Here is a 25,420-nt window from a genome sequence, read left to right as displayed (position 1 = left end):
AAAAAGGTGTTGCATTCCGTTCAGTGCGGTGATTGAATCCTGAGTCATGCGCCCGGGGAATCGACTCATTGCCATCTGTGCCGCCGTCGGACTTGGTCTGGCGAGCGTCAGTGCGTGGGCCGGTGAGGTCCGTCAGGTCCTGCTGAATACCGGTTCTACCGGAACCCGTGCGGAAATCGCGCTGGTCGGCAGTGGCGGCTACAAGACCCTGTCGTTGGCCGGTCCGAACCGGCTGGTGGTCGATTTCCCCGATTCCAGCGCGGTGCGCAACCTGAAGATGCCTTCGCCGCAGGGCGTGGTCACAGCGGTGCGCACCGGGCAGCCGGTACCGGGCACCTTCCGTGTCGTATTCGACCTGGCCGAGACGGTCGCGCCCTTCCGCCCGCAGATGCAGCGCGAAGGCAATGAATCCAAGCTGGTGATCGAGTGGCCGGGCGATGGGCCGGCCGTGGCCGCCAGCCGACCCGCGGTGACCCCTGTGCCGACGCAGCCGCCTGCAGCATCTTCGGTGAGTCTGGCTTCGACCCCGAACCCGACCCCGACCCCAGCACAGACCGCTCAGTCCCGTGGTGATGCCGCGCGGGCCACCGCGCTGTTGACCGCGCAGGTCCAGCAGCAGGCCAGCGCCAGCGCCGCGGCACCCGCCGCGCCGACGCCTGCGCCGAGCACCGCGCCGGTGCAGATGGCGGCAGCGGGCACCACCGCCAGCAGCACGCCGACGTCATCGCCGGCTGCGATCCTGGCCGGTCAGGCCACCACCGCGGTGGTGACCACCCAGCCGAAGCCGGTGCCGGCCCCTGTTGCGCCGACCGAGTCGCCACGTCCGACCATGCCCAGCGATGCCTCGCGCATCCGTATGCAGCCGGGCATGCGTCATCTGGTGGTGGCGATCGATCCGGGCCATGGCGGCCAGGACCCCGGTGCCATCGGCCCGACCGGCAAGCGCGAGAAGGACGTCACCCTGGCGGTGGCGCGTGAACTGGCCCGACAGGTCAATGCCACGCCCGGCCTGAAAGCGTTCCTGACCCGCGACAGCGATGTGTTCATTCCGCTGCCGATGCGTGCGCAGAAGGCACGCGCGAACAAGGCCGACATCTTCATTTCGATCCACGCCGATGCCGCCGAGAACCGTTCGGCCACCGGTTCGTCGGTGTACGTGCTGTCGACCAAGGGCGCCTCTTCGCAGCGTGCGCGCTGGTTGGCGGACAAGGAAAACGCGGCCGATCTGGTCGGTGGCGTGCGCCTGCAGCAGACCGAAGGCACGTTGGCCAACGTCCTGCTGGATCTGGCCCAGAGCGGTTACATGAAATCCTCCGAGGATGCTGCCGGGCACGTGCTGGGCGGGCTGAAGCGGATCGGCAACAACCACAAGCCGAACATCGAGCGCGCCAACTTCGCCGTGCTGCGCACCTCGGACATGCCGGCGATGCTGGTGGAAACCGCGTTCATCTCCAACCCGGATGAAGAGCGCCGCCTGATCGACCCGGCCTACCAGCGCAAGGTCGCCGGTGCAGTGCTGGACGGCGTGCACACGTTCTTCAGCCGGCAACCGCCGCCGGGGACGCTGTACGCCGCGCGCGCGCAGGCCGAGATCGACGCCGCAAGCACCGTGGCCGGCGGCAGCAAGTAAACCGCTGGACCGTCTGATTCTGCTGGAGCCAGACCCTGCCTGGCTTGCGCTGCACACGGTGGATCTCGACTCTACCTGTCGCCGCTCCGCTATCATCGTGGCATGACGTCTGCCTGCCCCATCTGCCCATGAACGCGCCCGATCCGCGTCCGATCCGGCCGCTGCCGGAAATCCTGATCAACCAGATTGCCGCCGGTGAGGTGGTCGAACGGCCCGCATCGGTGGTCAAGGAACTGGTTGAGAACGCGATCGATGCCGGCGCCAGTCGCGTCGACATCGAACTGGAAGAAGGCGGTGTGCGCCTGATCCGCATCCGCGACAACGGTAGCGGCATTGCCGCAGAACAGTTGCCGCTGGCGGTCTCGCGGCACGCCACCAGCAAGATCGCCAACCTGGACGAGCTGGAAGCAGTGGCCACGCTGGGTTTCCGTGGCGAAGCGCTGCCGTCGATCGCTTCGGTCAGCCGTTTCACCCTGTCCTCGCGCCGTGCCCACGACGAGCACGGTTCGGCACTGCAGATCGAAGGCGGCAAGCTCGGCGAGGTGACCCCGCGCGCGCATGCGCCGGGCACGACGGTGGAAGTGCGCGAGTTGTTCTACAACGTGCCGGCGCGGCGCAAGTTCCTGCGTGCCGAGCGCACCGAACTGGGGCATATCGAAGAGTGGTTGCGCTCGCTGGCACTGGCCCGTCCCGATGTCGAGCTGCGTGTCTCGCACAACGGCAAGGCATCGCGTCGCTACAAGCCGGGTGACCTGTATTCGGACGTGCGCCTGGCCGAGACCCTGGGCGAAGACTTCGCCAGCCAGGCTGTGCGCGTGGACCACAGCAGTGCCGGCCTGCGCCTGCATGGCTGGATCGCGCAGCCGCATTATTCGCGTGCCAGCACCGATCAGCAGTACCTGTACGTCAACGGCCGTTCGGTGCGTGACCGCAGTGTTGCCCACGCGGTGAAGATGGCCTACGGCGACGTGCTGTATCACGGTCGGCAGCCAGCCTATGTGCTGTTCCTGGAACTGGACCCGACGCGCGTCGATGTGAACGTGCATCCGGCCAAGCATGAGGTGCGCTTCCGTGATTCGCGGCTGGTGCATGACTTCGTCTACCGCACCTTGAAGGATGCGCTGGCCGACACCCGCGCCGGCATGAGCGCGCAGGAGATCGGTGCAGGAGCCGTGCATCCGGCCGAGGGCGGCAGCGCGTCTGCGATGCCGGGGGCCACGGCCTCCAGCTTCGGCTACGTGCGCGGTCCGGCACCCGGTGCGGGACAGGGCGGAAGTGGTGGCTTTTCCGGTTGGCGCCCGCAGCAGCCGCTGGGCCTGCAGGTTGCCGATGCACCCGCGGCCTATGCTGCGCTGTATGCCTCGCCCGCCGGTGCCGAGCGCGGTGCGGCACTGCCGCCGATGCCGATGGAGAACGGACTGCCGGTCACCAGTGCCGACGCCGGGGTGCCGCCGCTGGGTTACGCCGTTGCTCAGCTGCATGGCATCTACATCCTGGCCGAGAATGCCGAAGGCCTGATCGTGGTCGACATGCATGCGGCGCACGAACGCATCGGCTACGAGCGGTTGAAGAATGCGCACGATGGCATCGGCCTGCAGTCTCAGCCGTTGCTGGTGCCGATCACCCTGGCGGTGGGCGAGCGCGAAGCCGACACCGCTGAAGCGGAGGCCGATACGCTGGCCGCCCTCGGGTTCGAGATCACCCGCGCCGGACCGGGCGCACTGCACGTGCGCAGCATCCCGGCGCTGCTGGCCCATGCCGAGCCCGAAGGCCTGCTGCGCGACGTACTGACCGACCTGCGCGAGCATGGCCAGAGCCGTCGCATCGCCACTGCGCGCGACGAGCTGCTGTCGACCATGGCCTGCCATGGCGCCGTGCGTGCCAACCGGCGCCTGACCGTGCCGGAAATGAACGCGCTGCTGCGCGACATGGAAATCACCGAGCGGTCCGGCCAGTGCAACCACGGCCGGCCGACCTGGGCCCGTTTTTCGCTGGCGGAGATCGACCGCTGGTTCCTGCGCGGACGTTGAGGGGAGCACCGATGCGACTTTGGGGAATGGGCGGCCTGCTGGCGGCCCTGTTGCTGGCGGCCTGCAGCCCGGCATCGACGCCGGCGCCAGCCGTCGTTGAGGATCCGGCATTCGCCGCGCAGCAACAGCAATGGCGGGTGCTGCGTTACCAGGACCTGACCCGGCCCGATGGGTGGACCGCGCTGGTCGGCCTGCACTGGTTGCAGAACCGGTCGCACTTCGTCGGCAGTGGTGCCACCAGCGGCGTCCGCCTGGCGGTGGGGCCGGCCAAGCTGGGGCTGTTGCGCCGTGAAGGCGACCAGTGGTGGTTCACGCCGGAGTCCGGCACGGATGTCACCCTCGACGGACAGCCTGTGCGCGGGCGTGTCCGCATGGATACCGACAAGGATCCGCAGCCGACCCTGCTGGCCTTCGATGGTGGCAAGGGCCAGCTCAGCCTGATCCGTCGCGGCGCGCGCGATGCGCTGCGGGTCAAGCATGCCGATGCACCCGCGCGCCGCGATTTCGCCGGCCTGCAGTACTGGCCCGGTGGACCGCAATGGCAGGTGCAGGCGCGTTTCATCGCGCATCCACCAGGCAAGACCCTGCCGATCGTGGACATCACCGGACTGACCACCGAGATGCCCAACGCCGGTGCGGTGGAATTCGATCGTGACGGCCGCAGCTGGCGGCTGGAAGCGATCGGCGAGCCGGGGCAGCCGCTGTTCCTGATCTTCGCCGACCGGACCAGTGGCCACGGCAGCTATCCTGCTGGCCGCTATCTGGATACCGATGCGCCCACCGCCGACGGTCACGTGACGATCGACTTCAACCACGCCCACAACCCACCGTGCGCGTTCACCGCTTATGCGACCTGCCCGTTGGCGCCGCCGGAAAACCGCTTGGATCTGCGCGTGGAAGCGGGTGAAAAGGCGTATCACCTGCCTGAAGGAGAGGGCTGAACATGTTGATGAAACTGTTGTTGCGCAGTGCCGTTTTTCTCGTTGCCTGCGCCGCCGGCCCGTTGGCCATCGCGCGCGATGCGCCAGCCGACACATCGGCTGGCAAGCCGCCGGTGCCGCTGCTGTGGAAGGTCACCGGACAGGGAGATGCACGCCTGTACCTGCTGGGTTCTTTCCATCTGTTGAAGCCACAGGACTATCCGCTGTCGAGCGACGTCGAGCAGGCATTCGAAGCCTCGCAGCGCGTGCTGTTCGAAGTGACGCCGGAGGAACTGCAGTCGCCGCAGATGGCCAGCCAGATGGTGCAGGTGGCTACCCGCAAGGATGGCAGCGAACTCAAGCGTGACCTGGATTCGCCGACCTGGCAGAAGCTGCAGGCCTATGCGACGCAGAACAAACTGCCACTGGCGCAGCTGCAGGGCATGAAGGCGTGGTTCGTCGGCCTGACCATCACCGTGGGCCAGATGCAGAAGCTGGGGCTGGACCCGGAGCTGGGGCTGGACCGTCACTTCATGCAGCGGGCGCAGAAGGCGGGCAAGAAGACCGCAGGCCTGGAAGACATGTCCAGCCAGATCAACCTGCTCGATGGCATGAGCGTGCAGGAGCAGCGGCAGATGCTGTCCGAGGCGCTGGACGAAGCAGGCAAGGGCGATGCCCAGGCGCAGATGCTGCATGAGGCCTGGCGTCGCGGCGACGATCGCCTGTTGTGGAACCGGATGGGCGTGGAGATGCGCCAGAAGTATCCGCAGCTCTATCAGCGCATCAATACCGACCGCAACGATGCATGGGTGCCCAAGCTGCTGCCGTACCTGCAGGCCGGGCAGGGCGGTACGCTGGTGGTGGTGGGCGGCCTGCACCTGCTGGGCAACGATGGCGTGGTGGAGAAGCTGCGCGCGAAGGGCTACAAGGTCGAGCGGGTGTGCTCGGCATGCAAGGCCAAACGTCCGTAGATCCACGCCGCGCGTGGTGTCGTTGAAAACAAAACGGCGCGCCCATGGCGCGCCGTTTTCGTATCACCCGGGGCGGTTGCCTCAGCGGCGGGTCTTGCCGCCGGTACCGGTGCCGCCGGTCGGCTCGCTCGGCTTGCCGGCCGTGCCGGTGCCGGTGCCCGTTCCGGTGCCACCGGGACGCGGGCCACCGAAACCGCTGCCCATGTTGCGCTGGAATTCCTGCCACAGCTCCAGGTTGCGCTCGGTCAGCTGGTTCATCATCGCCCACGGCGTCTGCCCCAGCAGGTTGCCCATCTGCTGGCGGAACTGCTGCTGCTGGTCGAGGAAGACCTGCATGCTGCGCTCCAGGTAGTTGCCCATGAAGCCCTGCAGGGAATCGCCGTAGAAGCGGATCAGCTGGCTCAGCAGCTGGGTGGAAAGCATCGGTTCACCGTCCTGCTCCTGGTCGGCGATGATCTGCAGCAGGACCGATCGGGTCAGGTCGTCGCCGCTCTTGGCGTCACGGACTTCGAAGTCTTCGCCGTCGAGGATCAGCTGGCGCACGTCCTCGATGGTGATGTAGCTGGAGATCTCGGTGTCGTACAGACGGCGGTTCGGATACTTCTTGATGATGCGGGTCGCAGCCATGAAGCGGTACTCGTCACAGTAGACGCGCAGCATGGCGCAGTGCAGCAGCGGTTGCAACCGCCCCAGCCCCCGCCAGGCTTGGTTTTCCGTCGCCGGAATGTTGCGCAACAAGGCTTTGCGTGCTGCGCAGCATGACCAACGGCAGGGTGCAGCACAGGAACCTTCGATGTTGGCGCCGTTTACCAGCCCATGTGGTGGCCGCCGTTGATGTCGAGGTTGCTGCCGGTGATCCAGGAGGCCTCTTCGGCTACCAGGAAGGACACGCCATAGGCGATTTCTTCCGGTTTGCCCAGGCGCCCCGTCGGGATGTCGGCGATGATCTTGGCGCGCACTTCCTCGGGCACCGCCATCACCATGTCGGTGGCCACATAGCCGGGCGAGATGGTGTTCACGGTGATGCCGAAGCCTGCATTCTCGCGCGCCAGCGAGATGGTGAAGCCGTGCATGCCGGCCTTGGCGGCGGCGTAGTTGGCCTGGCCGTACTGGCCCTTCAGGCCGTTGATCGAGCTGATCTGGATGACCCGGCCCCAGCCGCGTCGACGCATGCCTTCGATGACCGGGCGGGTGACGTTGAACACCGAATTGAGGTTGGTGTTGATCACATCGTGCCACTGCTCCGCGCGCATGCGGTGGAAGGTGGTGTCGCGGGTGATGCCGGCGTTGTTGACCAGGATCTCGACCGGGCCCAGTTCGGCTTCGACCGCACGGATCAGGGCTTCGGCGCTGGCCGAGTCGGAGACATCGCCCGGGAAGATCGACACCTGGTAGCCGCGTTCGGTCATCGTCTGCTGCCAGGCTCGGGCCTTGGCCTCGTCACGGTAGTTGGTGGCGACGCGGTGGCCCTGGTCGGCCAGGCGTTGGCAGATGGCGGTACCGATGCCGCCGGTTCCGCCGGTGACCAGTGCGACGCGAGATGTCATGGAAAGCTGTCCGGATATCAGGTGGGGGAAGGGGGATTCTGCAACATCGGCGCGGAAAGTGCGCCCGCCGGCAGCAGGATGTCCGCGCGCGGCAGCAGGCCGGGGTCGAAGCTGCGCTGCGCGGTGGCCAACAGCGCATCCCGCTCGTCGATGCCTTCCAGTGCGGTGCTCAGCTGGCCCAGTAGTTCCCACAACCGGCGCAGCACCGGTACCGGCTCGCGGGCTTCCACCGGCAGCGCGGCCAGTGACTTGGACAGTTTGTGGCCCGGTGCATCCAGCAGCAGCGGCAGGTGCCAGTAGCGCGGCGTCGGCAGGTCCAGCGCCTGCTGCAGCAGGATCTGCCGGGCGGTGGAATCGAGCAGGTCGGCGCCGCGCACGACCTCGTTCACGCCCTGCGCGGCATCGTCGACGACCACCGCCAACTGGTAGGCCCAGCAGCCGTCGGCGCGGCGCAATACGAAGTCGCCCACCTCGGCGTGGACATCCTGTTGTTGCCGGCCGCGCAGGCCATCCTCGAAATGCACCACGCTGCCCGCAGGTACCCGGAAGCGGACGGCCGGGTCCGCTCGTGGCTGCCGCGCAACGCAGTGGTGATGGATGCCGCCATTGGCGGCCAGATCGCTGCGGCTGCAGTGGCAGACAAAGGCGTGGCCATCGGCCAGCAGGCGGTCCAGCGCAGTCTGATAAGCGTCGCCGCGCGCGCTTTGCCAGATCACCGGCCCGTCGTGGGCCAGGCCGAACGCGGCCAGGGTCTGCAGTTGCGCCTGTGCCGCGCCGGCCACCGTGCGGGGTGGGTCGACGTCCTCGATGCGCAACCGCCACAGGCCGCCATGGTGGCGCGCGAGCAGCCAGCTGCCGAAGGCGGCAAGCAGGGAGCCGGGATGAAGCAGGCCGGTGGGCGAGGGCGCGAAACGGCCGCAGGGAAGGTTGGAGGTCATGCAGGCTGAATCGTCGGTCAGGTTGGCGCTTGAATTCAAGCTGACCGCACCGCAAATTGACGGATATCAACCCCTTCCAAGCCGGAATTTCCCATGTTTACCCGCATTGCCCTGTTCCTGGCGACCAATCTCGCGGTCCTGATCCTCGCCAGCATCGTGATGTCGCTGCTGGGGGTCAATTCGAACCAGATGAGTGGCCTGCTGGTCATGGCCGCGATCTTCGGTTTCGGTGGCTCCCTCATCTCGCTGCTGCTGTCCAAGTGGATGGCCAAGCGCTCCACCGGTGCGGTGGTGATCACCGAGCCGCGCAACCAGACCGAGCGCTGGCTGCTGGCCACTGTCGAACGACAGGCCAAGGCGGCCGGTATCGGCATGCCGGAAGTGGCGGTGTATGACGGCCCGGAGATCAACGCGTTCGCCACCGGTGCGAACCGCAACAACGCGCTGGTGGCGGTGTCCACCGGCCTGCTGCACAACATGAGCGAGGACGAAGCCGAAGCCGTGCTCGGCCACGAGATCGCCCACGTCGCCAACGGTGACATGATCACCATGGCTCTGCTGCAGGGCGTGCTGAACACCTTCGTGATCGTGCTGGCCCGCGTGGTCGGCGGCGTGATCGACAGCGCGCTGTCCGGCAACCGCGAAGGCGGCGGCCGTGGCTTTGCCTACTACATCATCGTATTCGTGCTGGAGATGGTGTTCGGCCTGTTCGCCACGATGATCTCGATGTGGTTCTCGCGCCACCGCGAGTTCCGTGCCGATGCCGGCGGTGCATCGCTGGCGGGTCGTCAGAAGATGATCTCGGCGCTGGAGCGCCTGCAGCTCAACCACGGCCAGAGCACCTTGCCGACGCAGATCGCCGCGTTCGGTATTGCCGGTTCGACGGCGAAGAAGCTGTTCATGAGCCATCCGCCGCTGGAAGAGCGCATTGCCGCGCTGCGGGCGTCAACCGCGGCGTAAGCTCTGGCTTCCGATGGAGATGCAGGAACGCCTGGCCTCGCGCCGGGCGTTTTTGTTTGCGGGGAGGCATTGCTGGCGCCGGGCGAGCCCGGCGCTACCGATGCGTGGGCGCGCAAACGAAAACGGCACCTTCGCAGGTGCCGTCTCCATGAACCGCTTTACGCAGAAAATCAGAACTTCGCGTCGAACTCGGCGGCGTAGCCCGTGTTCACCAGCACCTTCTGCAGCGACTCGGCCACCTTCAGGTTGCCGGCCACGATCTGCTGGGTGTCCGGGCCGCGGTTGTCCATGCGGGCCGGGGTCGCGCCCTTGAAGTCGCAGACCTTGCCACCGGCCTCGCGCACCAGCAGCACGCCGGCGGCGATGTCCCAGGCCTTCACGCCGGCCTCGAAGTAGGCGTCGGCGCGGCCACAGGCCACATAGGCCAGGTCCAGCGCGGCCGAACCCGAGCGGCGGATGTCCTCGGCGTGCACCAGCAGGGCGTCCACCGACTTCAGCTGCGCACTGGCGCGTGCGCGCTCGCGCGGGGCGAAACCGGTGTGGATCATGGTGCCTTCCAGATCCTTGCGGTCGGCCACGCGGATGCGGCGGTCGTTGAGCACGGCGCCGGCGCCGCGGCTGGCAGTGAACAGCTCGTTGCGCAGCGGGTCGAAGATCACCGCGTCGGTCGGCTCGCCGTTCTCGACCAGGGCGATCGACACGCAGTAGTGCGGTACGCCGCGCAGGTAGTTGCTGGTGCCGTCCAGCGGGTCGATGACCCACATGTGGCGACGCTCGCTCTGCACGCCACCTTCTTCACCGAAGATGCCGTACTCGGGGTAAGCGCGCTTGAGTTCCTTGACGATCACCTTTTCCGCGTCCGCATCGACTTCGCTCGCGTAGTCCATGCGGCCCTTCTGGACTACATTCAGTGCCTCGAGCTTGTTGATGTTGCGCAAGAGGACGTTGCCGGCGAGGCGGGCGGCCTTGACCATGACGGTTACGGCGGGTTTCTGCATGGCATGGGCTCCCGGAAGGGCAGAAGAGAAGGGCTGGCGGGGAAAAGAGCGGGTCCGGCGCAGTGGCCGGCCGCACAGTTTACCATTGGTCTTCGTCCAGCTCGACATTTTCCCTGTTCATGTCCCAGTTTCCTGCCGCCACCCGCCTCCGATTCGTCCTGGTCGGGACCCAACACCCCGGCAACATGGGCGCCGCCGCCCGTGCCCTGAAGACCATGGGCCTGGCCCGCCTGGTCCTGGTAGCACCGGAGAAGCCGCTTGATGAAGAGGCCTTCCGGCGCTCGGCCGGTGCCGAGGACGTGCTCGGCGACGCACCGGTGGTGGCCACCCTGGCCGAAGCCGTGGCCGACTGCCGGTTCGTGCTGGGCTGCACCGCACGTGCGCGCCGGGTCCAGCTGGAGGAGTTCCTGCCGGCCGATGCCGCCGCCCGCGCAGTGGCCAAGGCCGGCGAAGGCGCCGAGGTGGCGCTGGTGTTCGGCCGTGAGCGTACCGGCCTGACCAACGAGGAGCTGCAGCTGTGCCATGCCGCAGTGCACATTCCGTCCGATCCTGAGTTCAGCTCGCTCAACCTGGCGGCCGCGGTGCAGGTGCTGGCCTATGAAGTGCGCATGCAGCTGCTGGGCGCACAGCCCGTGGCCGCGACCGAGCCGGACAGCCGTGAGCAGGCTGCCAGCCACGATCAGATGGAGAGCTTCTTCGCCCAGCTCGGCGAGACGCTGGACGAGATCGATTTCCACAAGGGGCGCGCGCCCGAGTCGGCGATGCGCAAGCTGCGCCGTCTGTTCCTGCGCAGCGAGCCAAGCGAGCAGGAAGTGCGCCTGCTGCGCGGGATCCTGGCCGATACCCAGCGCATGGCGCGCCTGGCCCAGAACAACGGCAAGGACAGCTGACGACAGTCCCGTTTTTTCGGGTAGTCTGTCTGGATACCCTTGGGGGATGAAGCTTGTGTCGGGTCTGCGTAGGGCAATGCAGGGGGAACTGCTGAGCCTGGCCTTGGCCCTGCTGGCCGGGACGGCGCGCGCTGCGCCGGGTCGGCGATGGGGGCGTTGGGCAGCGGAGAGGGGCGACTCGCGATGACGCAGGATCATGCGCTCGGCAGTGTGGACCGTGCGGTTGCCGGACCGGCGCCGCCGGCGTTCGGCCGCGCGTCCGGCGTGCTGCCGCGTGTCGTCTGTTATCGGCGGGTGCAGAGTGCGTTTGAGAAGGTGTTGGGGGCTTCCGGTTTCCGCCGCGTCGACGCGCATGCGCAGCCGTGGCTGGATGGATTGAAACAAGGGTTGACGCGCGTGCGGATGGAAGTGGAATGAAGTTGCTCGGCTCGGGGATGCAGGCCCGGTTCCTGCTTGCGATGGGCGGGGCGATGCTGGTGGTGGTGGCGATCCTGGCTGTGCTGCTGGGGCGGCAGGCGGCGATGCAGGGCGAGGTGAGGTCGCTCAGCAACGGCGTCATCCACGAACTGTTCGACCGCAGCGTGCGCAGCCGTGGCGAGGCCATGGTGCGCGAGCTGTCCGATGCGCTTGCCGGTCCGCTCCGCAACAACGACCTGGACCAGGTTGGAGCGCTGGTGCGCAGCATTTCGCGGCAGCCGGTGGTGCGCTACGTACTGGTGTTCGACGACCGCGGGCGGCTGGTCCACGACGGCTCGGCCGGGGTGCCCGGATCCGGACAGCCGATGAACGATCCGCTGGCTGCCGGGGCGGTTGCCGCCCAGTCGCTGGTGGTGCAGCAATCGCCCACGGTGCTCGACAACGCGATGCCGATCAGGATGGGCAATCAGCGCATCGGTGGTGTCCGCGTCGGCATGGCGCTGGATGAAGTGCTGCAGCGAGAGCAGGCGGCCAATGCGACCCTCGACGAGCGGCTGCAGCAGATGGGAAGCCGGCATCTGGGCTGGCTGCTGCTGATGCTGGGCCTGCTGGTGGTGATCGGCGTGGTGGTGATCCTGTACGTGCAGCGCACGCTGGTGGCGCCGATCCGCGATCTGGCCGCGGCTGCCCGGCGCATCGAAGCCGGCGACTACCAGGCGCCGCTGCGGGAAAACACCCGCGATGACGAGGTGGGTGAACTGGTGCGCGGCTTTGCACGCATGCGTGATGCGATTGCCCGCCACGACCGCGAAGTGCGGCGCATGGCCTACACCGACGCGTTGACCGGGCTCACTAACCGGCTGGCATTCCGCGAGGCGCTGGACCACCGGTTGATGGCCGCACGTGCGTCCAATCACCGGTTGGGCCTGCTGTTCGCCGATATCGATGATTTCAAGCGGGTCAACGACACGCTGGGTCATGAGGCCGGCGACGAGGCGCTGCTGCAGTTCGCCCAGCGCATCGGCCGTGCCGTGACCGAGGCCGGCGGCGATGACGCATTGCTGGCGCGGTTCGGCGGCGATGAATTCGTGATCCTGGTTGGCGATGGCGATGTCGCGGCCAATGCGCGGTTGCTGGCCGAAGTGCTGGTGCGCGAGCTGGGCAAGCCGCTGGTGGTGCAGGGCAGGGAACTGTTCCTGGGCACTTCGATCGGTGTGACCCTGTTCCCTGACGACGCTGCGGATGCGACAACGCTGCTGAAGAACGGTGACATCGCGATGTACCAGGCGAAGATGGCGGGCAAGAACTGCTACCGCTACTACAGCCGGGCCATGGATCACGCTGTCGAACGCCGCGTGCACATGGAACAGGAGCTGCGCGGCGCCTGGGAGCGCGGCGAGCTGCGGCTGGCCTACCAGCCGATCTTCCGCATGCGCGACCGCCGCATGGTCGGTGTGGAAGTGCTGCTGCGCTGGCAGCACCCGACGCTGGGCACGATCCCGCCATCGGTGTTCATCGAGGTTGCCGAGCAGAGTGGCCTGATCGAGATCATCGGCCCGAAGGTGCTGCGTGCCGCCTGCATGGAAGCCGTGCAGTGGCCCAGTGGCGTGGCCGGCGACGAGCTGTTCGTCTCGGTCAATGTGTCGCCACGGCAGTTGCGCGGTGGCGAGCTGCCGGCGTTGGTCGCGCAGTGCCTGCAGGAGTCGGGCCTGCCGGCCTCGCGGCTGCACCTGGAGCTGACCGAGACGGCGGTGATCGGCGATGAGATGCTGGCCGCGCAGCTGCTGGACCGTCTGCACCGGGCGGGGGTGAAGGTGTGGCTGGACGACTTCGGTACCGGCTTCTCCGGTCTCAGCCACCTGCGCCAGGTGCCGGTGGACGGGGTCAAGATCGACAAGAGTTTCGTCGCCGACATGCAGCGCGACCCTGACGATCTGGCCCTGACCACGGCGATCATCGCCATGGCCCACGCACTGGGCATCACGGTGGTGGCCGAAGGTATCGAGCAGGAGGCGCAGTTCGAGCTGCTGGCCCAGCGTGGCTGCGATCTGGGCCAGGGCTATAGGTTGAGCCACCCGGTCACTGCCACCGAGGTGGTGCGGATGATCGAGGCGGGCGTGTGACAGTAGATCCACGCCATGCGTGGATGGGCTTTCCTGGCAGAAGCATCCACGCATGGCGTGGACCTGCTGTTACACCGGGCGCTTGCTCGGGTCGCCGGGCAGTTCGCGGACCAGCTTGGGTACCAGATAGCCGGACAGCCGCGCAGTGAGCCCGGCAATCAGGGCCTTGGCCTGGACGTCGTCCACTTCGAAATGGGCCACGCCCTCGACCCTATCCAACTGGTGCAGGTAATAGGGAAGCACGCCGGCGGCGAAGCTGCGCTCGCTCAGGTCCTGCAGCGCCTGCACGCTGTCGTTGACCCCGCGCAGCAGTACCGCCTGGTTCAGCAGCTGGGCGCCGATGCCGCGCAGGCGGGCCATCGCGGTATCGACGCTGGCGTCGAATTCATTGGCGTGGTTGGCGTGGACCACGATCGCCAGCGGCCAGGGCAGGTCGCCCAGCCAGGCCAGCAGCTCGTCATCCACCCGCTCGGGCAGCACGATCGGCAGGCGCGTGTGGATGCGCAGCCTGCGGATATGCGCGATGCCGCGCAGTGCATCGGTCAGCTCGGCCAGCTTGTGGGTGGCCAGCGACAGCGGGTCGCCGCCGGACAGGATCACCTCATCGATGTCCGGGTCTGCAGCGATGGCCTCCACCGCCTCCTGCCATCCCCCCTTGGCGGCATTTTCGGCGCCATAGTCGAAATGTCGGCGGAAACAGTAGCGGCAGTTGATCGCGCAGCTGCCGGTGGCCACCAGCAGGGCCCGGCCACGATACTTCTGGATGACCCCGGTGGCCTTCTTTGCTGCACCGTCGCCCACCGCGTCGAAGCTGAACCCGGGGGCCGGGCGCATCTCGGCGTCGATCGGCAGCACCTGCCGCAGCAGCGGATCGTGGGCATCACCACGGCGCATGCGCGCGACGAAACCCTCCGGCACGCGCAGCGCGAACTGGGCGATGGCGGCCTCGGATACACCCAGCGCCGCGGCATCCAGATCCAGCCGGGCCAGCAGCGTCTGCGGGTCGCGCAGGGCCTGCCGCCACAGCTGCTGCCAGCGCGCGGGCGCGCCTGGCGACTGGGTCCGGGGGAAGGCGGAAAGCTGCATGGAGAGGGGGCCTGCGGTTATCATGGACACATAAACAGTTGCCCGCCGGGGTTCCGGTGGGCTTTCCATTCTATCCGGCTCGCCGCACGCGCGGCGGTTTCGCCATTTGAGGAGCTTGAGCATGGCCACTGCGGGCATGAACGATGTCAAGAACGGGATGAAGATCCTGGTCAACAATGAACCGGCCGTCATCTCCGAGACCGAGTTCATCAAGCCGGGCAAGGGCCAGGCCTTCACCCGCGTGCGCTATCGCTTCATCAAGTCGGGCCGCACGGTCGAAATGACCATGAAGGCGACCGACGACGTGGAAGTGGCCGATGTGGTCGATACCAACATGGACTACATGTACAGCGACGGCGAGTACTGGCACTTCATGGACCCGGAAACCTTCGAGCAGGTGCAGGCCGACAAGGCCGGCATGGGCGGCGCCGAGAAGTGGCTGAAGGGCGAAGAGTCCTGCATCGTCACCCTGTTCAATGGCTCGCCGATCTTCGTGCAGCCGCCGAACTTCGTCGAACTGAAGATCACCGAGACCGACCCGGGCGTCCGTGGCGACACCTCGGGCGGCGGCGGCAAGCCGGCCACCCTGGAAACCGGTGCCGTGGTGCGCGTGCCGCTGTTCGTCAACCAGGATGAAATCATCAAGGTCGACACCCGTTCGGGCGAGTACTCCTCGCGCGTCAAGTAATCCGGGTATGCGCCGGCGCATTCGCGCTGGCGCTCCCACGATCCGCCATGCGGATCGTGGGCCCCCGCTCACCAGCACCCACACCCCGCCGCTTCGCGGCCGCCCCTGACTCAGGGGCTTGCCTTCCAGAAGCTCAGCGGTAGCCGTTTGACCGGTGATCAGTCGCCAGGTCGGAGCCAAGGCTACGTACGGTCCTTCCCCCATAGCCAGTGAGCCCGCATGAGCGATAGCCCGCACCTCCCCGAAGCCTGCGATCTGCTGATCGAAGCCGGTTATGTCGTTCCGATCGAGCCGCATGCGGTGGTGCTGGAAGACCATGCCGTTGCCGTGCGTGGCAGCGAGATCGTGGCCATCCTGCCGCGTGCCGAGGCGCGTGCGCGCTTCCGCGCCACCCAGGTAGTCAGCCGGCCCGAGGCCGCGCTGATGCCGGGCCTGGTCAACGCACATACGCACAACCCGATGACCCTGCTGCGCGGCGTCGCCGACGACCTGCCGCTGATGACCTGGCTGCAGCAGCACATCTGGCCGGTGGAAGCGGCGGTGATCGGCCCCGAGTTCGTGGCCGACGGCACTACCCTTGCCATCGCCGAGATGCTGCGTGGCGGTACCACCTGCGCCAACGAAAATTATTTCTTCGGTGACGTGCAGGCCGCTGTCTACAAGAAGCACGGCTTCCGCGCGCTGGTCGGCGCGGTGATCATCGATTTCCCCACCGCCTGGGCCAAGACCGACGACGAGTACTTCGCCAAGGCCGGTGAACTGCACGACCAGTGGCGCACCGACCCGCTGATCGGCACCGCGTTCGCCCCGCATGCGCCGTACACAGTCAACGATGCCAATTTCGAGCGGGTGCGGATGCTGTCCGACCAGCTCGACATGCAGGTGCACCTGCATACCCATGAAACCGCGCAGGAAATCACCGATTCGATCAAGCTGCACGGCCAGCGTCCGCTGGCGCGGCTGGATCGCCTCGGCCTGGTCAACGACCGCCTGATCGCGGTGCACATGACCCAGCTGACCGAGGCCGAGATCCACCTGTGCGCCGAGCGCGGCGTCAGCGTGGTGCATTGCCCGGAATCGAACCTGAAACTGGCCTCCGGTTTCTGCCCGGCCTGCGCCCTGCAGCGCGCTGGCGTGAACCTGGCCATCGGTACCGACGGCTGCGCCAGCAACAACGACCTGGACATGTTCAGCGAGAACCGCACCGCGGCGATCCTGGCCAAGGCCGTGGCCGACGACGCCACCGCGCTGGACGCGGCGACCACGTTGCGCGCGTCCACGCTGGGTGGCGCCCGCGCGCTCGGCTTCGGCGAGCGCATCGGCTCGATCGAGGTCGGCAAACAGGCCGACCTGGTCTGCGTCGACCTGTCCGCGCTGGAGACCCAGCCGCTGCACAACGTGCTGTCGCAGCTGGTGTACGCCACCGGCCGCCAGCAGGTCAGCGATGTCTGGATCGCCGGCAAGCCCAAGCTGGTGCAGCGTGAGCTGGTCGGCATGGACCTGCCGGGCATCATCGCCAACGCGCGCCAGTGGCGCGAGCGTATCCGTCATATCCGCGCCTGAGTACAGGCGCCGCAAGGACAACCGTCATGACTGCCCCCCACGCTTCTTCCAATTTCGATCAGGCCGAGCTGGACAAGTTCGCCGCGCTGGCCAACCGCTGGTGGGACGCCGATGGCCCGCAGAAGCCGCTGCACGCACTGAATCCGGTGCGCCTGCAGTACGTTGCTGACCGCGCGCCGCTGCGTGGTGCGCGCGTGCTCGACATCGGTTGCGGTGGCGGGCTGCTGAGTGAAGCGCTGGCCCAGGCCGGTGCCGAGGTGACTGCCATCGACCTGGCGCCGGAGCTGGTCAAGGTCGCGCGCCTGCATGCACTGGAAAGTGGTGTCAGCGTCGACTACCGGGTACAGGCCGCCGAAGACCTCGCCGCCGAACAGCCGGGCAGCTTCGACGTGGTGACCTGCATGGAAATGCTCGAGCACGTGCCCGATCCGGGCGCGATCATCGAGGCCTGCAAGCGCCTGCTGAAGCCGGGCGGCCACCTGTTCCTGTCCACCATCAACCGCACGGCCGCGGCCTTTGCAGTGGCCATTGTCGGTGCCGAGTACGTGGCGCGGCTGCTGCCCAAGGGCACCCACCACTACCAGGAATTCATCAAGCCGGCCGAGCTGGCGCGCTGGCTGCGCGAAGCCGACCTGCAGCTGGCCGATGTCAGCGGCATGGCCTACGAGCCGTGGCGCAACCGCGCCCGCCTGAGCAGCCGTACCGACATCAATTACCTGGCCCACGCGGTCAAGGCGCCGTGACCGCCGCAGCATTTCCGCGTGCGGTGCTGTTCGACCTGGACGGCACCCTGCTGGACAGCGCACCGGATTTTGTCGCCACGCTTGACGTGATGCTGGCCGAGCGTGGCCGCGCACCGATCGATCCGGCGCAGTTGCGTCCGGTGGTGTCCAAGGGCTCGCGGGCGATGGTGTCGGCCGCGTTTCCAGAACTGGAAGCGGCCGCGCGCGATGCGCTGATTCCGGAATTCCTGCAGCGCTACGAAGCCTTGATCGGCCAGCACGCCGTGTTGTTCGACGGCGTCGCCGGCATGCTCGATGCGCTGGACGCGGCCGGTACGGTGTGGGGCATCGTCACCAACAAGCCCGAGTACCTGGCGCGGCTGATCGTGCCGCAGTACGGCTGGCAGCAGCGCTGCGCGGTGCTGGTCGGTGGTGACACCCTGGCCGAGCGCAAGCCGCATCCGTTGCCGCTGCTGCACGCCGCGCAGCTGATCGGCATCGCAGCGGAAGACTGCGTGTATGTCGGCGACGATGAGCGCGACATCATCGCCGCGCGTGCCGCCGGCATGCCGTCGGTGGCGGCACTGTGGGGCTACCGCCTGCACAGCGATGACCCGTTGGCCTGGCAGGCCGATGTGCTGGTCGAGAACGCCGAACTCCTGCAACTGGCCAGCCTCTGGCCGACCCGGCCGGCGACCCCGGCCCAGCCGTAAGGAACAACGTAGTGAGCAGTACCGCGCTGGACAGTTTCCTCGACAAGTGGCGCAGCCGCTGGCCGGAATGGTCGGTGGCTGAGCCGTTCGTGGCCGAACCGCAGCGCCCTGTGGCGCTGGCGTGGTTCGCGCTGCTGCAGGAATTCGATGACATGCTCAACACCAGTGGCGACCCGCTGCCGGCCGACGCCAAGCTGGCCTGGTGGGGCGAGGAACTGCGCAGCTGGGCCGCGCAGCGTTCGCGGCATCCGCTGGGACGCGTGCTGGAGCCGGTGCGGGCACCGTGGGTGCAGCTGGCCGACACGCTGCCGGATCTGGTCGAGGCGCGCACCGTCGCGCTGGACGCTGCCGCTGCCGAGCGCGCACTGGGCAACTATGCCGAAGCAGTGGCTGCGGTCGAAGCGGTGGTGTTTGCCGACACGCCGCGCAAGGGCGCTGGCCGTGCAGTGCTGCTGCAGACCTTGGCCCAGCGCCTGCAGGACGCTGGTGTGGCCGGCGTGCCGCGCAGCCTGCTGGACGAGGATGCCGGCAACGCTGCGCAGCGTTGGGCGCAGCAGCTGTTGAAAGGGTGGGGCGCCCGTGTGCCCGGTCCGCGCGCGCGCCGCGTGTGGTCGAGCCTGGCGCGTGCCCGCCTGGCGGCGCAGGCCGCCGGCAAGCCGATTGAAGCGACGCCGGTGCGCACGTTGCTGCGCGTGTGGTGGGCCGCGCGCGGCTGATCGATTGCCTTGTAGTGCCGGCCGCTGGCCGGCAATCCGGGTAGGTTGCTGAACATCATGAGGTTGCCGGCCAGCGGTCAGCACTACCGCCGAGGCGGCAGTAGATCCACGCCATGCGTGGATGAATACCCGCTGCCCGATCACGCTCAGAACTCCCGCAGCGCCTCGACCGAAACGAGGATCGGCCGTCGGTCCAGCGGGACAACATCAGCCCCCAGCTGCGTCTGCCGCACACTCTCCACTGCGCCGATGACGGTGGCCAAGGCATCCAGGATCTCCTCGCGTTCAACGGTTTCGATGATCTGCGCGCGGCGGTCCATCGCGTTGAATCCATCGATGTAGTTTGTTGCGATCTGCGTCAGTGTTTCCGTCAGCGCTGCAGGCTGCCCAGCCAGTTGAGTAGCACGATCCAGTGCGCTACTTCGCGCATTCCGATAGAGCGTGGCCGCCTTCTTTGCTTGACTGGTGCTGATGCCTGATCTGCCCTCCCAGTCACGGAACGGGTTGTCCATGTTGGCCGCCAGCCATTCGGGTTTGCGTGGGCGGCGGACATCAAGGTCGAGCTCGTCCGGAGCCAACGACTTGAAGGACTTCTTGACTGCCTTCGCGATCGCATCAGGGACACTGTGGAGCCTGAGCAGGGTCAGTTGTGGCCAGCAGGCTGGTGAGGGAAATTCGGCCTGCTCGGGAAAGACTTCCGTAAGTGAAAGGAACTGAAGGCGTGACAGTCTGCCCAATGGAAGCAGCGTCGAAGTGCGGCAGATGCGCCCAGCTACAGCCAGCGCGGTCAGTTCAGGGAACCGCGCAACCACAAGATCAGGATCGAAGCCGTCCACCTCCCAGAGTTCCAGTCCTCCAAGTTCGGGCAGACCTTCCCACGTGAGAGTTGGATCTGTCGCGTTGACGATCAGATTACGACCGTTGCACTCACAGCTGATGACGAGCGAAGGGTCGCAGGTGCCTGTAATGGTGAGGTGCTCAAGGGAGCTGTTGAGACGGACATCCTTCAGGCCGGCAACGTCCAGCTCGAGGTTGCGGAGATGGGTTCCTCGCAGATCGAGAACTGGATCCTTCTGCCCTGAGATCTGCATCCTTGTGATCAATGAGCGTGTGCGAAGCCAGCGGAAGAGGCCGTCATGCGATTGAGTGATGCGAATGAATTCCAACATGGGGAGTTGGTCGAATACTTCAAATGATTCGGCGATAGATAAGGCTTGGCTGTCCACGCGTTTGGCACTACGGGTTACCGCCCACTCCTCGCCTTGGAGAAGCACCGTCTGATCCGGCTCCTGTTGGCACGCCAGGTAGGCCTGCATCATCTTCGAATCATGCGCATCCCATGCGCGTTGATGAACAATGGCGGTTCCGTCGGGCCATCTACTGAACATCCTTGGAGCGTCCAGAATCATTGGTTCGCGCCAGCCCACGTGCTGGTAGCTGCGAGGCATGGCGCCAGACCATGCGACCACGTGTTGATAGGGAGCGGGTCTTTTCAGCAGGGTCGGATAGGTGAACTCAGCGGGGCGCATGGCGTTGATTTCTGACTTGGTGGGCAACGCCGGGCCGCTCCAGTCCAGGGTTAAGACAGGCCAAGAACCGCCTGACTCCCGAGGCGTGAGCTGGAACGCGACAAAGGCTTCAAGGCGTTGATTGAAGCTTGCGAAGATGTCTCCGGCCTTGGGCATGGATAGGCACCCTGTGGGAAACGCCCAAAGGTAGGAGGAGAGCGTTCATGCCGACAATTTGCTCGCCCACTTCGCTGTTCATCAATCGGGGATTTTATAGATATCAATAGCTTACAGGGGCGCTGGCGATACGTCCCTGATCGCTCGATTGGCCGATTACGTCAATCTCCAGCTGCTGCGCCCGCCTGGCGGCGCAGGCCGCAGGCAAGCCGATTGAAGCGACGCCGGTGCGCACGTTGCTGCGCGTGTGGTGGGCCGCGCGCGGCTGAGCCCTCGGCCGCTGCGCTCGCCGGGCATGGCCCGGCGCTACCCCCTGCAGGGTTGATTGCATGCTGTCTGTAGAGCCGAGCGTGGGCTCGGCTCTACGGCAGCGGCCCACCACCGCAACGGGCGATGGGCGTTATTTCCGTTCCAGCACCAGCAACGGGTCGATGCGGGTGTCGAACCAGTTCATGCCCCAGTGCAGATGCGGGCCGGTAGCGCGACCGGTGGCGCCGACGGCGGCGATCACCTGGCCCTGTTCGACGCGATCACCGACCTTCACGTCGATGCGCGACAGGTGCAGGAAGTTCGAACTGACCCCGAAGCCGTGATCGAGCAGCAAGGTGCCGCCGGTCAGGTACAGATCCGGGCCTGCGAACGTCACTACACCAGCGGCCGGTGCTTTCACCGGGGTGCCGGTCGGCACCGCGATGTCCATGCCGGAGTGACCGGCACCCGGCTGGCCGTTGTACACGCGCGCATTGCCGAAGCGGCCGCTGATGCGACCCTGCACCGGCCAGATGAAGGTCTGGGTGAAATCGGTGCGGTTGTCGTCGCGCGCGCGCGCCGCGGCGACCTGCGCCTGCTCGCGCTTGATCCGCTCGGCGATGGCCGGCGGCGGATTGACCGTCTTCGGCGGCACGCCGTTGACCCGCTCGGTGGGCCAGTCGCGCGGGGTCACCGTGATGGTGGCCGTCTCGCTGCCGCCATCCGGTCGGCGGATCTGTACCTGCAGCGGTCCCTTCTCATCGCGACCGATGCCGAACACCACGCTGCCATAGCTGCTCACGCGCAGCTCGCGGCCTGCGTAGCGCACGCTGCTGCCGGCGGGAACCTTGCCGATCACCAGCGCGCCCTGCGACGCACTGGCCGGGAACACCACGCGGCTGTCGATCAGGTCGCCGATGCCGTCCTGCGCCTGTGCCGTCGGTGCGGTGAACAGGGGCGTCGCCAGCAGCAGCGCCCCGAACATGAGTGCCGAACGCATCAGCGGTCGTAGGTCATGCGCTGGCCGGCGGGCTGACCCACCAGCTTGCTGCCGTCCCACACCAGCTGGCCGTTGACCCAGGTGGAGGCGATGCGCGATTGGAACGTGGTGCCTTCGAACGGCGACCAGCCGCACTTGGACAGCACGTCCTCGCGCTTGACCGTGAACGGGACGTCTTCCACCAGCACCAGGTCGGCGAAGTAGCCTTCGCGCAGGAAACCACGCTCTTCCACGTCGAACAACTGGGCGGGAGCATGGGCGAATTTCTGCACCACCTGCTCGCGGGTCAGCTTGCCTTCGTGCACGCGTTCCAGTGCGGCGACCAGCGCGTACTGCACCAGCGGCAGGCCGGACGGCGCCTGCGCATAGGGCTTCTGCTTCTCTTCCCAGGTATGCGGGGCGTGGTCGGTGGCCAGGACATCCAGCACGTCGTCAGCCAATGCGGCGGTGATCGCCTCGCGATCGGCCACGTCCTTGATCGCCGGATTGCACTTGATCAGGTTGCCCTTGGTGGCGTAGTCCGGGCGGGCGAAGTGCAGGAAATGCACGCAGGTCTCGGCGGTGATCTGCTTGCGGCTGCCGTCGGCGCGGATCAGCGGGCCCTTCTCGAACAGCGCCAGTTCGTCGGCGGTGGAGATGTGCAGCACGTGCAGGCGGGTGCCGTGCTTGCGCGCCAGCGACATGGCCAGCCGCGTCGACTTGATGCAGGCTTCGCGCGAACGGATGTCCGGGTGCATCTCCGGGGTCAGCGCGTCGCCGTATTTTTCCTGGAAGGCCTTCAGGTTGGCATCGATCATCGGCGTGTCTTCGCAGTGCGTGATGATCGGGGTCGGGCACTCGCGGAAGATCGCGTCCAGGGTTTCCGGGTTGTCGACCAGCATGTTGCCGGTGGACGCACCCATGAACACCTTCACGCCCGGCGCCTTCTTCGGGTCGAGCGCGCGGATGGCGTCCAGGTTGTCGTTGCTGGCGCCGTGGTAGAAGCCGTAGTTGGCCCAGGCACGGCCGCGTGCCAGCTCGTACTTGGCTTCGAGGATGGTCGAGTCGAGCGTCGGCGGGTTGGTGTTGGGCATGTCCATGAAGCTGGTCAGGCCACCGGCCACGGCCGCGGCCGACTCGCTGGCGATGTCGCCCTTGTGGGTCAGGCCTGGTTCGCGGAAGTGCACCTGGTCGTCGATCATCCCGGGCAGCAGCCAGCGCCCGGCCGCATCCACCACCTGTTCGCCATCACGCGGGGTCAACCCTTTGCCGATCTGCGCGATGCGGTCGTTCTCGATGCGCAGGTCGCCTTCGAAGGTGCGGCCTTCGTTGACCAGGCGGGCGTTGGTGATGAGCGTGGAGGACATGTCAGTGTTTTCCTGTGCAACGGCAAGAATGGGCGTCGGGAGATTCGGGTACTGGATCGAAGCCGCCGGGATGGAACGGATGGCAGCGGCCCAGCCGTCGCGCGGCCAGCCAGCTGCCGCGCAGCGGGCCGTGCCGGGAGATGGCGTCCATGGCGTATTCAGAGCAGCTCGGCACGAAACGGCAGCGAGGCCCCAGCAGCGGGCTGATGAAGCGCTTGTAGAAGCGCAGCAGGGCGATGAGCAGGCGCGAGATCACTCAGTCATCTTAAGCCAGTTGGCATGAAGGCCGCATTTGTGCAGGATGGGCCGTTGGTCGCATGTCGTAGATGGCCTGCGACCGCTATCGGCACCCCTCCAGGTGCCGGACAGGTTCCGTACCGCGCAAGGCGGTCCGTGTTCGTCGGACCGCACCTTGGACCCGTTGACTCCTGGACTGAATGGAGCGGGCCCCCAAGGTTGCTGCTGCGGGTCGGGTAGGCTATAAAGGCCCGCTTTCCCGGGCCCCGGGGAATCCAAGGAAGAGCGTTTCGTGGCTGCTAAAAAAACTGCAAAGAAGGCCGTCAAGGCCGCCAAGAAAACCGCCAAGCCTGTTGTGAAGAAGTTGGCGGCCAAGCCCGTTGCCAAGAAGCCGGCCAGCAAGCCGGTGACCAAGGCGGCATCCTCACAACCGGCGGCCAGGAAGGCCACCGCAAAGAAAGCGCCGGCCAAGTCCGGCAAGCCGGCAGTGGCGAAGAAACCCGCTGCGCCGGTCAAGGCCAAACCTGTCGCTGCCAGCAAGAAGGCACCGGCGGTGAAGAAGGTTGCCAGCAAGGCTGCGCCGGTGAAGAAGGCCGCTGCCAAGCCGGCACCGAAGAAGGCAGCAGCCAAGCCAGCGCCGAAGGCGGTGGTGAAGAAGGTTGCCGCCGCGCCTGCTGCGAAGCCGGCAGCAAAGAAGGTGGCGCCTGCCAAGCCGGCACCTGCCGCCAAGACTGCCAAGAATGTCGCCCCGCCGGCTGCCAAGCCGACGCCGGCCCCTGTAGTGAAGTCCGCACCGAAGCCAGCTGCGAAGCCGGCCCCGGCCAAGTCTGTCCCGGCCAAGACCGCGGCAGTGGCAGCAGCCAAACCGGCCTCCAAGCCGGCCCCGGCCGCCGCTTCTGCAGCATCGACCGCCCCGCAATCCAAGAATCCCGTGCCCGTTTCGAAATCGCCTGCTAAAACCGCCGTGAAATCCGATTCCGCTCCGAAGACCGTGACCCGCCCCGTGGGCAAGGTTGCCGTGGCCGTCGCCGCCCGTTCGTCGGCACCTGCGCCGCGCAGCAAGTACAAGGTCGTCGAATACAAGACCGACGAGGCCACTGGCCGCCCGATCCTGCCCGCAGGCTACAAGCCGGCCTCGGACGAGGAGTACATGAGCCCGCTGCAGCAGGAGTACTTCCGCCAGCGCCTGCAGAACTGGCGCGCCGACCTGGTGGAAGAGTCCAAGCAGACCATCGAGAACCTGCGTGAGGAAGTGCGTGACATCGGCGATGAAGCCGAGCGCGCGACCCGCGAGACCGAGAACTCGCTGGAACTGCGCACCCGTGACCGTTACCGCAAGCTGATCGGCAAGATCGACAGCACCCTCAAGCGCCTGGAAGCGGGCGATTACGGGTACTGCGTGGACACCGGTGAAGAAATCGGCCTGGAGCGCCTCGAAGCGCGCCTGACCGCCGAGCGCACCATCGACGCCCAGGAGCGTTGGGAGCACCTGCAGAAGCAGCAGGGCGACTGATTCCGGTTCGTTGTGATGTCATGCGAAAAGCCCGGCTTCGGCCGGGTTTTTTGTTGGGTTCGAGTTGGCTGCGTAGGGCGGCGCCTTCCGGGTATCGGGGTGAGCCTGCGGGTGGGTCCGGGCAGGACACGCTGCAAGTACATCCCTGTAAGCTCGGCCGCGGCATCCATGCCGCGGACGGTCCTGCCCGCACCCACCCGCAGGCTCTCGACGCTTCCCTGCGCGCGCAGCCTCTGTAGAGCCGAGCCCATGCTCGGCTCAGGCCGAAGCCGGATGGCAGGGAAGAGCAAGAGCAAGAGCAGCCAGGCATGGCTTGGCTCTACCAGGAGCGGTCATGCGTGCGCTCGCGGCTGTTGGGTCCGCCTTGTAGTGAGCCGAGCACCGCAGGGGAATCAGGGGCGAAGAGGCGCCGCTGTTTGAGCGCAGCGAGTTCGGCGCCGTCCCCTGATTCACCGAGGAGCGCAGGGCACCGGTGCGC

At 66.8% G+C, this 25,420-nt stretch carries 22 protein-coding genes and 2 pseudogenes; 15 read left to right on the top strand and 9 right to left on the bottom strand.

Features of this window, described 5'->3' with window-relative positions; genetic code table 11:
• Positions 1-46: 46 nt before the first annotated feature.
• The 4 genes from QP457_RS14895 (at position 47) to QP457_RS14880 (ending at position 5,551) form a co-directional block, all read left to right on the top strand.
• Positions 47-1,630: an N-acetylmuramoyl-L-alanine amidase gene (locus QP457_RS14895; RefSeq protein WP_205404723.1), complete on the top strand. Its 1,584-nt coding sequence runs from the start codon at positions 47-49 to the stop codon at positions 1,628-1,630.
• A 128-nt stretch (positions 1,631-1,758) separates the two neighbouring features.
• On the top strand, positions 1,759-3,660 hold the full coding sequence (mutL, locus tag QP457_RS14890) for a DNA mismatch repair endonuclease MutL (RefSeq protein WP_205404722.1): 1,902 nt from the start codon (positions 1,759-1,761) through the stop codon (positions 3,658-3,660).
• Between the two features lie 11 nt (positions 3,661-3,671).
• Complete coding sequence (locus QP457_RS14885) at positions 3,672-4,601, top strand: DUF1684 domain-containing protein (protein WP_205404721.1); 930 nt, start codon at positions 3,672-3,674, stop codon at positions 4,599-4,601.
• A gap of 2 nt (positions 4,602-4,603) precedes the next feature.
• Positions 4,604-5,551, top strand: a complete 948-nt coding sequence (locus tag QP457_RS14880; protein ID WP_205404720.1) for a TraB/GumN family protein — start codon at positions 4,604-4,606, stop codon at positions 5,549-5,551.
• An 81-nt stretch (positions 5,552-5,632) separates the two neighbouring features.
• Here QP457_RS14880 and phaR read toward each other — a convergent pair whose 3' ends face one another.
• The 3 genes from phaR to gluQRS all read right to left on the bottom strand — a co-directional run bounded on the left by phaR (position 5,633) and on the right by gluQRS (position 8,036).
• A complete protein-coding gene (gene phaR, locus QP457_RS14875; protein ID WP_108265878.1) occupies positions 5,633-6,178 on the bottom strand; it encodes a polyhydroxyalkanoate synthesis repressor PhaR in 546 nt (181 codons plus the stop codon).
• 179 nt (positions 6,179-6,357) lie between these two features.
• Complete coding sequence (gene phbB, locus QP457_RS14870) at positions 6,358-7,098, bottom strand: acetoacetyl-CoA reductase (protein WP_180166372.1); 741 nt, start codon at positions 7,096-7,098, stop codon at positions 6,358-6,360.
• Between the two features lie 17 nt (positions 7,099-7,115).
• Positions 7,116-8,036 carry a tRNA glutamyl-Q(34) synthetase GluQRS gene (gene gluQRS, locus QP457_RS14865; protein WP_205404719.1) on the bottom strand — a complete coding sequence of 307 codons (921 nt, stop codon included), beginning with the start codon at positions 8,034-8,036 and terminating at the stop codon, positions 7,116-7,118.
• Between the two features lie 93 nt (positions 8,037-8,129).
• Between gluQRS and htpX the strand changes: the two genes are divergently transcribed.
• On the top strand, positions 8,130-8,996 hold the full coding sequence (htpX, locus tag QP457_RS14860; RefSeq protein WP_180166374.1) for a protease HtpX: 867 nt from the start codon (positions 8,130-8,132) through the stop codon (positions 8,994-8,996).
• Between the two features lie 170 nt (positions 8,997-9,166).
• Here the strand turns inward: htpX and QP457_RS14855 are convergent, their stop codons facing one another.
• Positions 9,167-9,994: an inositol monophosphatase family protein gene (locus QP457_RS14855; protein WP_089236240.1), complete on the bottom strand. Its 828-nt coding sequence runs from the start codon at positions 9,992-9,994 to the stop codon at positions 9,167-9,169.
• A 119-nt stretch (positions 9,995-10,113) separates the two neighbouring features.
• On the opposite strand from QP457_RS14855, the gene QP457_RS14850 reads away from it, so the two are divergent.
• The 3 genes and pseudogenes from QP457_RS14850 (at position 10,114) to QP457_RS14840 (ending at position 13,424) form a co-directional block, all read left to right on the top strand.
• A complete protein-coding gene (locus QP457_RS14850; RefSeq protein WP_180166375.1) occupies positions 10,114-10,884 on the top strand; it encodes an RNA methyltransferase in 771 nt (256 codons plus the stop codon).
• A gap of 321 nt (positions 10,885-11,205) precedes the next feature.
• A pseudogene (locus QP457_RS21615) lies at positions 11,206-11,301 on the top strand (metal-binding protein); the annotation flags it as partial.
• Complete coding sequence (locus QP457_RS14840; protein ID WP_205404718.1) at positions 11,298-13,424, top strand: EAL domain-containing protein; 2,127 nt, start codon at positions 11,298-11,300, stop codon at positions 13,422-13,424. The pseudogene QP457_RS21615 and the gene QP457_RS14840, both read left to right, overlap by 4 nt.
• 69 nt (positions 13,425-13,493) lie before the next feature.
• On the opposite strand, the gene epmB is transcribed toward QP457_RS14840, so the two are convergent.
• Positions 13,494-14,534: an EF-P beta-lysylation protein EpmB gene (gene epmB / locus QP457_RS14835; RefSeq protein WP_205404717.1), complete on the bottom strand. Its 1,041-nt coding sequence runs from the start codon at positions 14,532-14,534 to the stop codon at positions 13,494-13,496.
• A 97-nt stretch (positions 14,535-14,631) separates the two neighbouring features.
• Here epmB and efp point away from each other — a divergent pair, with 97 nt between their 5' ends.
• The 5 genes from efp to QP457_RS14810 all read left to right on the top strand — a co-directional run bounded on the left by efp (position 14,632) and on the right by QP457_RS14810 (position 18,912).
• On the top strand, positions 14,632-15,198 hold the full coding sequence (gene efp / locus QP457_RS14830) for an elongation factor P (protein ID WP_006379771.1): 567 nt from the start codon (positions 14,632-14,634) through the stop codon (positions 15,196-15,198).
• 219 nt (positions 15,199-15,417) lie between these two features.
• The gene (locus QP457_RS14825) at positions 15,418-16,761 is read left to right on the top strand and encodes a TRZ/ATZ family hydrolase (protein ID WP_089236234.1); all 1,344 of its coding nucleotides are present in this window, start codon (positions 15,418-15,420) and stop codon (positions 16,759-16,761) included.
• 26 nt (positions 16,762-16,787) lie between these two features.
• Positions 16,788-17,504, top strand: coding sequence for a bifunctional 2-polyprenyl-6-hydroxyphenol methylase/3-demethylubiquinol 3-O-methyltransferase UbiG (gene ubiG, locus QP457_RS14820; RefSeq protein WP_033831579.1), 717 nt, complete (start codon positions 16,788-16,790; stop codon positions 17,502-17,504).
• Positions 17,501-18,196, top strand: coding sequence for a phosphoglycolate phosphatase (locus tag QP457_RS14815; protein ID WP_205404716.1), 696 nt, complete (start codon positions 17,501-17,503; stop codon positions 18,194-18,196). Before ubiG ends, QP457_RS14815 begins: the two co-directional genes overlap by 4 nt.
• Positions 18,197-18,207: 11 nt before the next feature.
• Entirely contained in the window at positions 18,208-18,912 is a 705-nt protein-coding gene (locus tag QP457_RS14810; RefSeq protein WP_205404715.1) for a squalene/phytoene synthase family protein, read from the top strand.
• Between the two features lie 146 nt (positions 18,913-19,058).
• Here QP457_RS14810 and QP457_RS14805 read toward each other — a convergent pair whose 3' ends face one another.
• Positions 19,059-20,597, bottom strand: a complete 1,539-nt coding sequence (locus QP457_RS14805) for a hypothetical protein (RefSeq protein WP_205404714.1) — start codon at positions 20,595-20,597, stop codon at positions 19,059-19,061.
• A gap of 179 nt (positions 20,598-20,776) precedes the next feature.
• Here QP457_RS14805 and QP457_RS21610 point away from each other — a divergent pair.
• A pseudogene (locus QP457_RS21610) lies at positions 20,777-20,866 on the top strand (phytoene/squalene synthase family protein); the annotation flags it as partial.
• A 131-nt stretch (positions 20,867-20,997) separates the two neighbouring features.
• Here QP457_RS21610 and QP457_RS14800 read toward each other — a convergent pair.
• Genes QP457_RS14800 through yidD form a run of 3 tightly spaced genes read right to left on the bottom strand, consistent with a single transcriptional unit; the run spans position 20,998 to position 23,448 of the window.
• On the bottom strand, positions 20,998-21,846 hold the full coding sequence (locus QP457_RS14800; RefSeq protein ID WP_205404713.1) for a M23 family metallopeptidase: 849 nt from the start codon (positions 21,844-21,846) through the stop codon (positions 20,998-21,000).
• Positions 21,846-23,192 (bottom strand): dihydroorotase, encoded by a 1,347-nt coding sequence (locus QP457_RS14795; protein ID WP_205404712.1) that lies wholly within the window; start codon positions 23,190-23,192, stop codon positions 21,846-21,848. Before QP457_RS14795 ends, QP457_RS14800 begins: the two co-directional genes overlap by 1 nt.
• 1 nt (position 23,193) lies before the next feature.
• The gene (gene yidD, locus QP457_RS14790; protein ID WP_205404711.1) at positions 23,194-23,448 is read right to left on the bottom strand and encodes a membrane protein insertion efficiency factor YidD; all 255 of its coding nucleotides are present in this window, start codon (positions 23,446-23,448) and stop codon (positions 23,194-23,196) included.
• 273 nt (positions 23,449-23,721) lie between these two features.
• Between yidD and dksA the strand changes: the two genes are divergently transcribed.
• Positions 23,722-24,942 (top strand): RNA polymerase-binding protein DksA, encoded by a 1,221-nt coding sequence (gene dksA / locus QP457_RS14785; protein WP_180166384.1) that lies wholly within the window; start codon positions 23,722-23,724, stop codon positions 24,940-24,942.
• The last annotated feature ends 478 nt before the right edge of the window (positions 24,943-25,420 follow it).

Source organism: Stenotrophomonas sp. As-7 (assembly GCF_030291015.1).
Classification (GTDB): Bacteria; Pseudomonadota; Gammaproteobacteria; order Xanthomonadales; family Xanthomonadaceae; genus Stenotrophomonas; species Stenotrophomonas lactitubi.
Note: the sequence above shows the minus strand (reverse complement) of the source record. Positions and strands in the feature narration are given on the sequence as shown.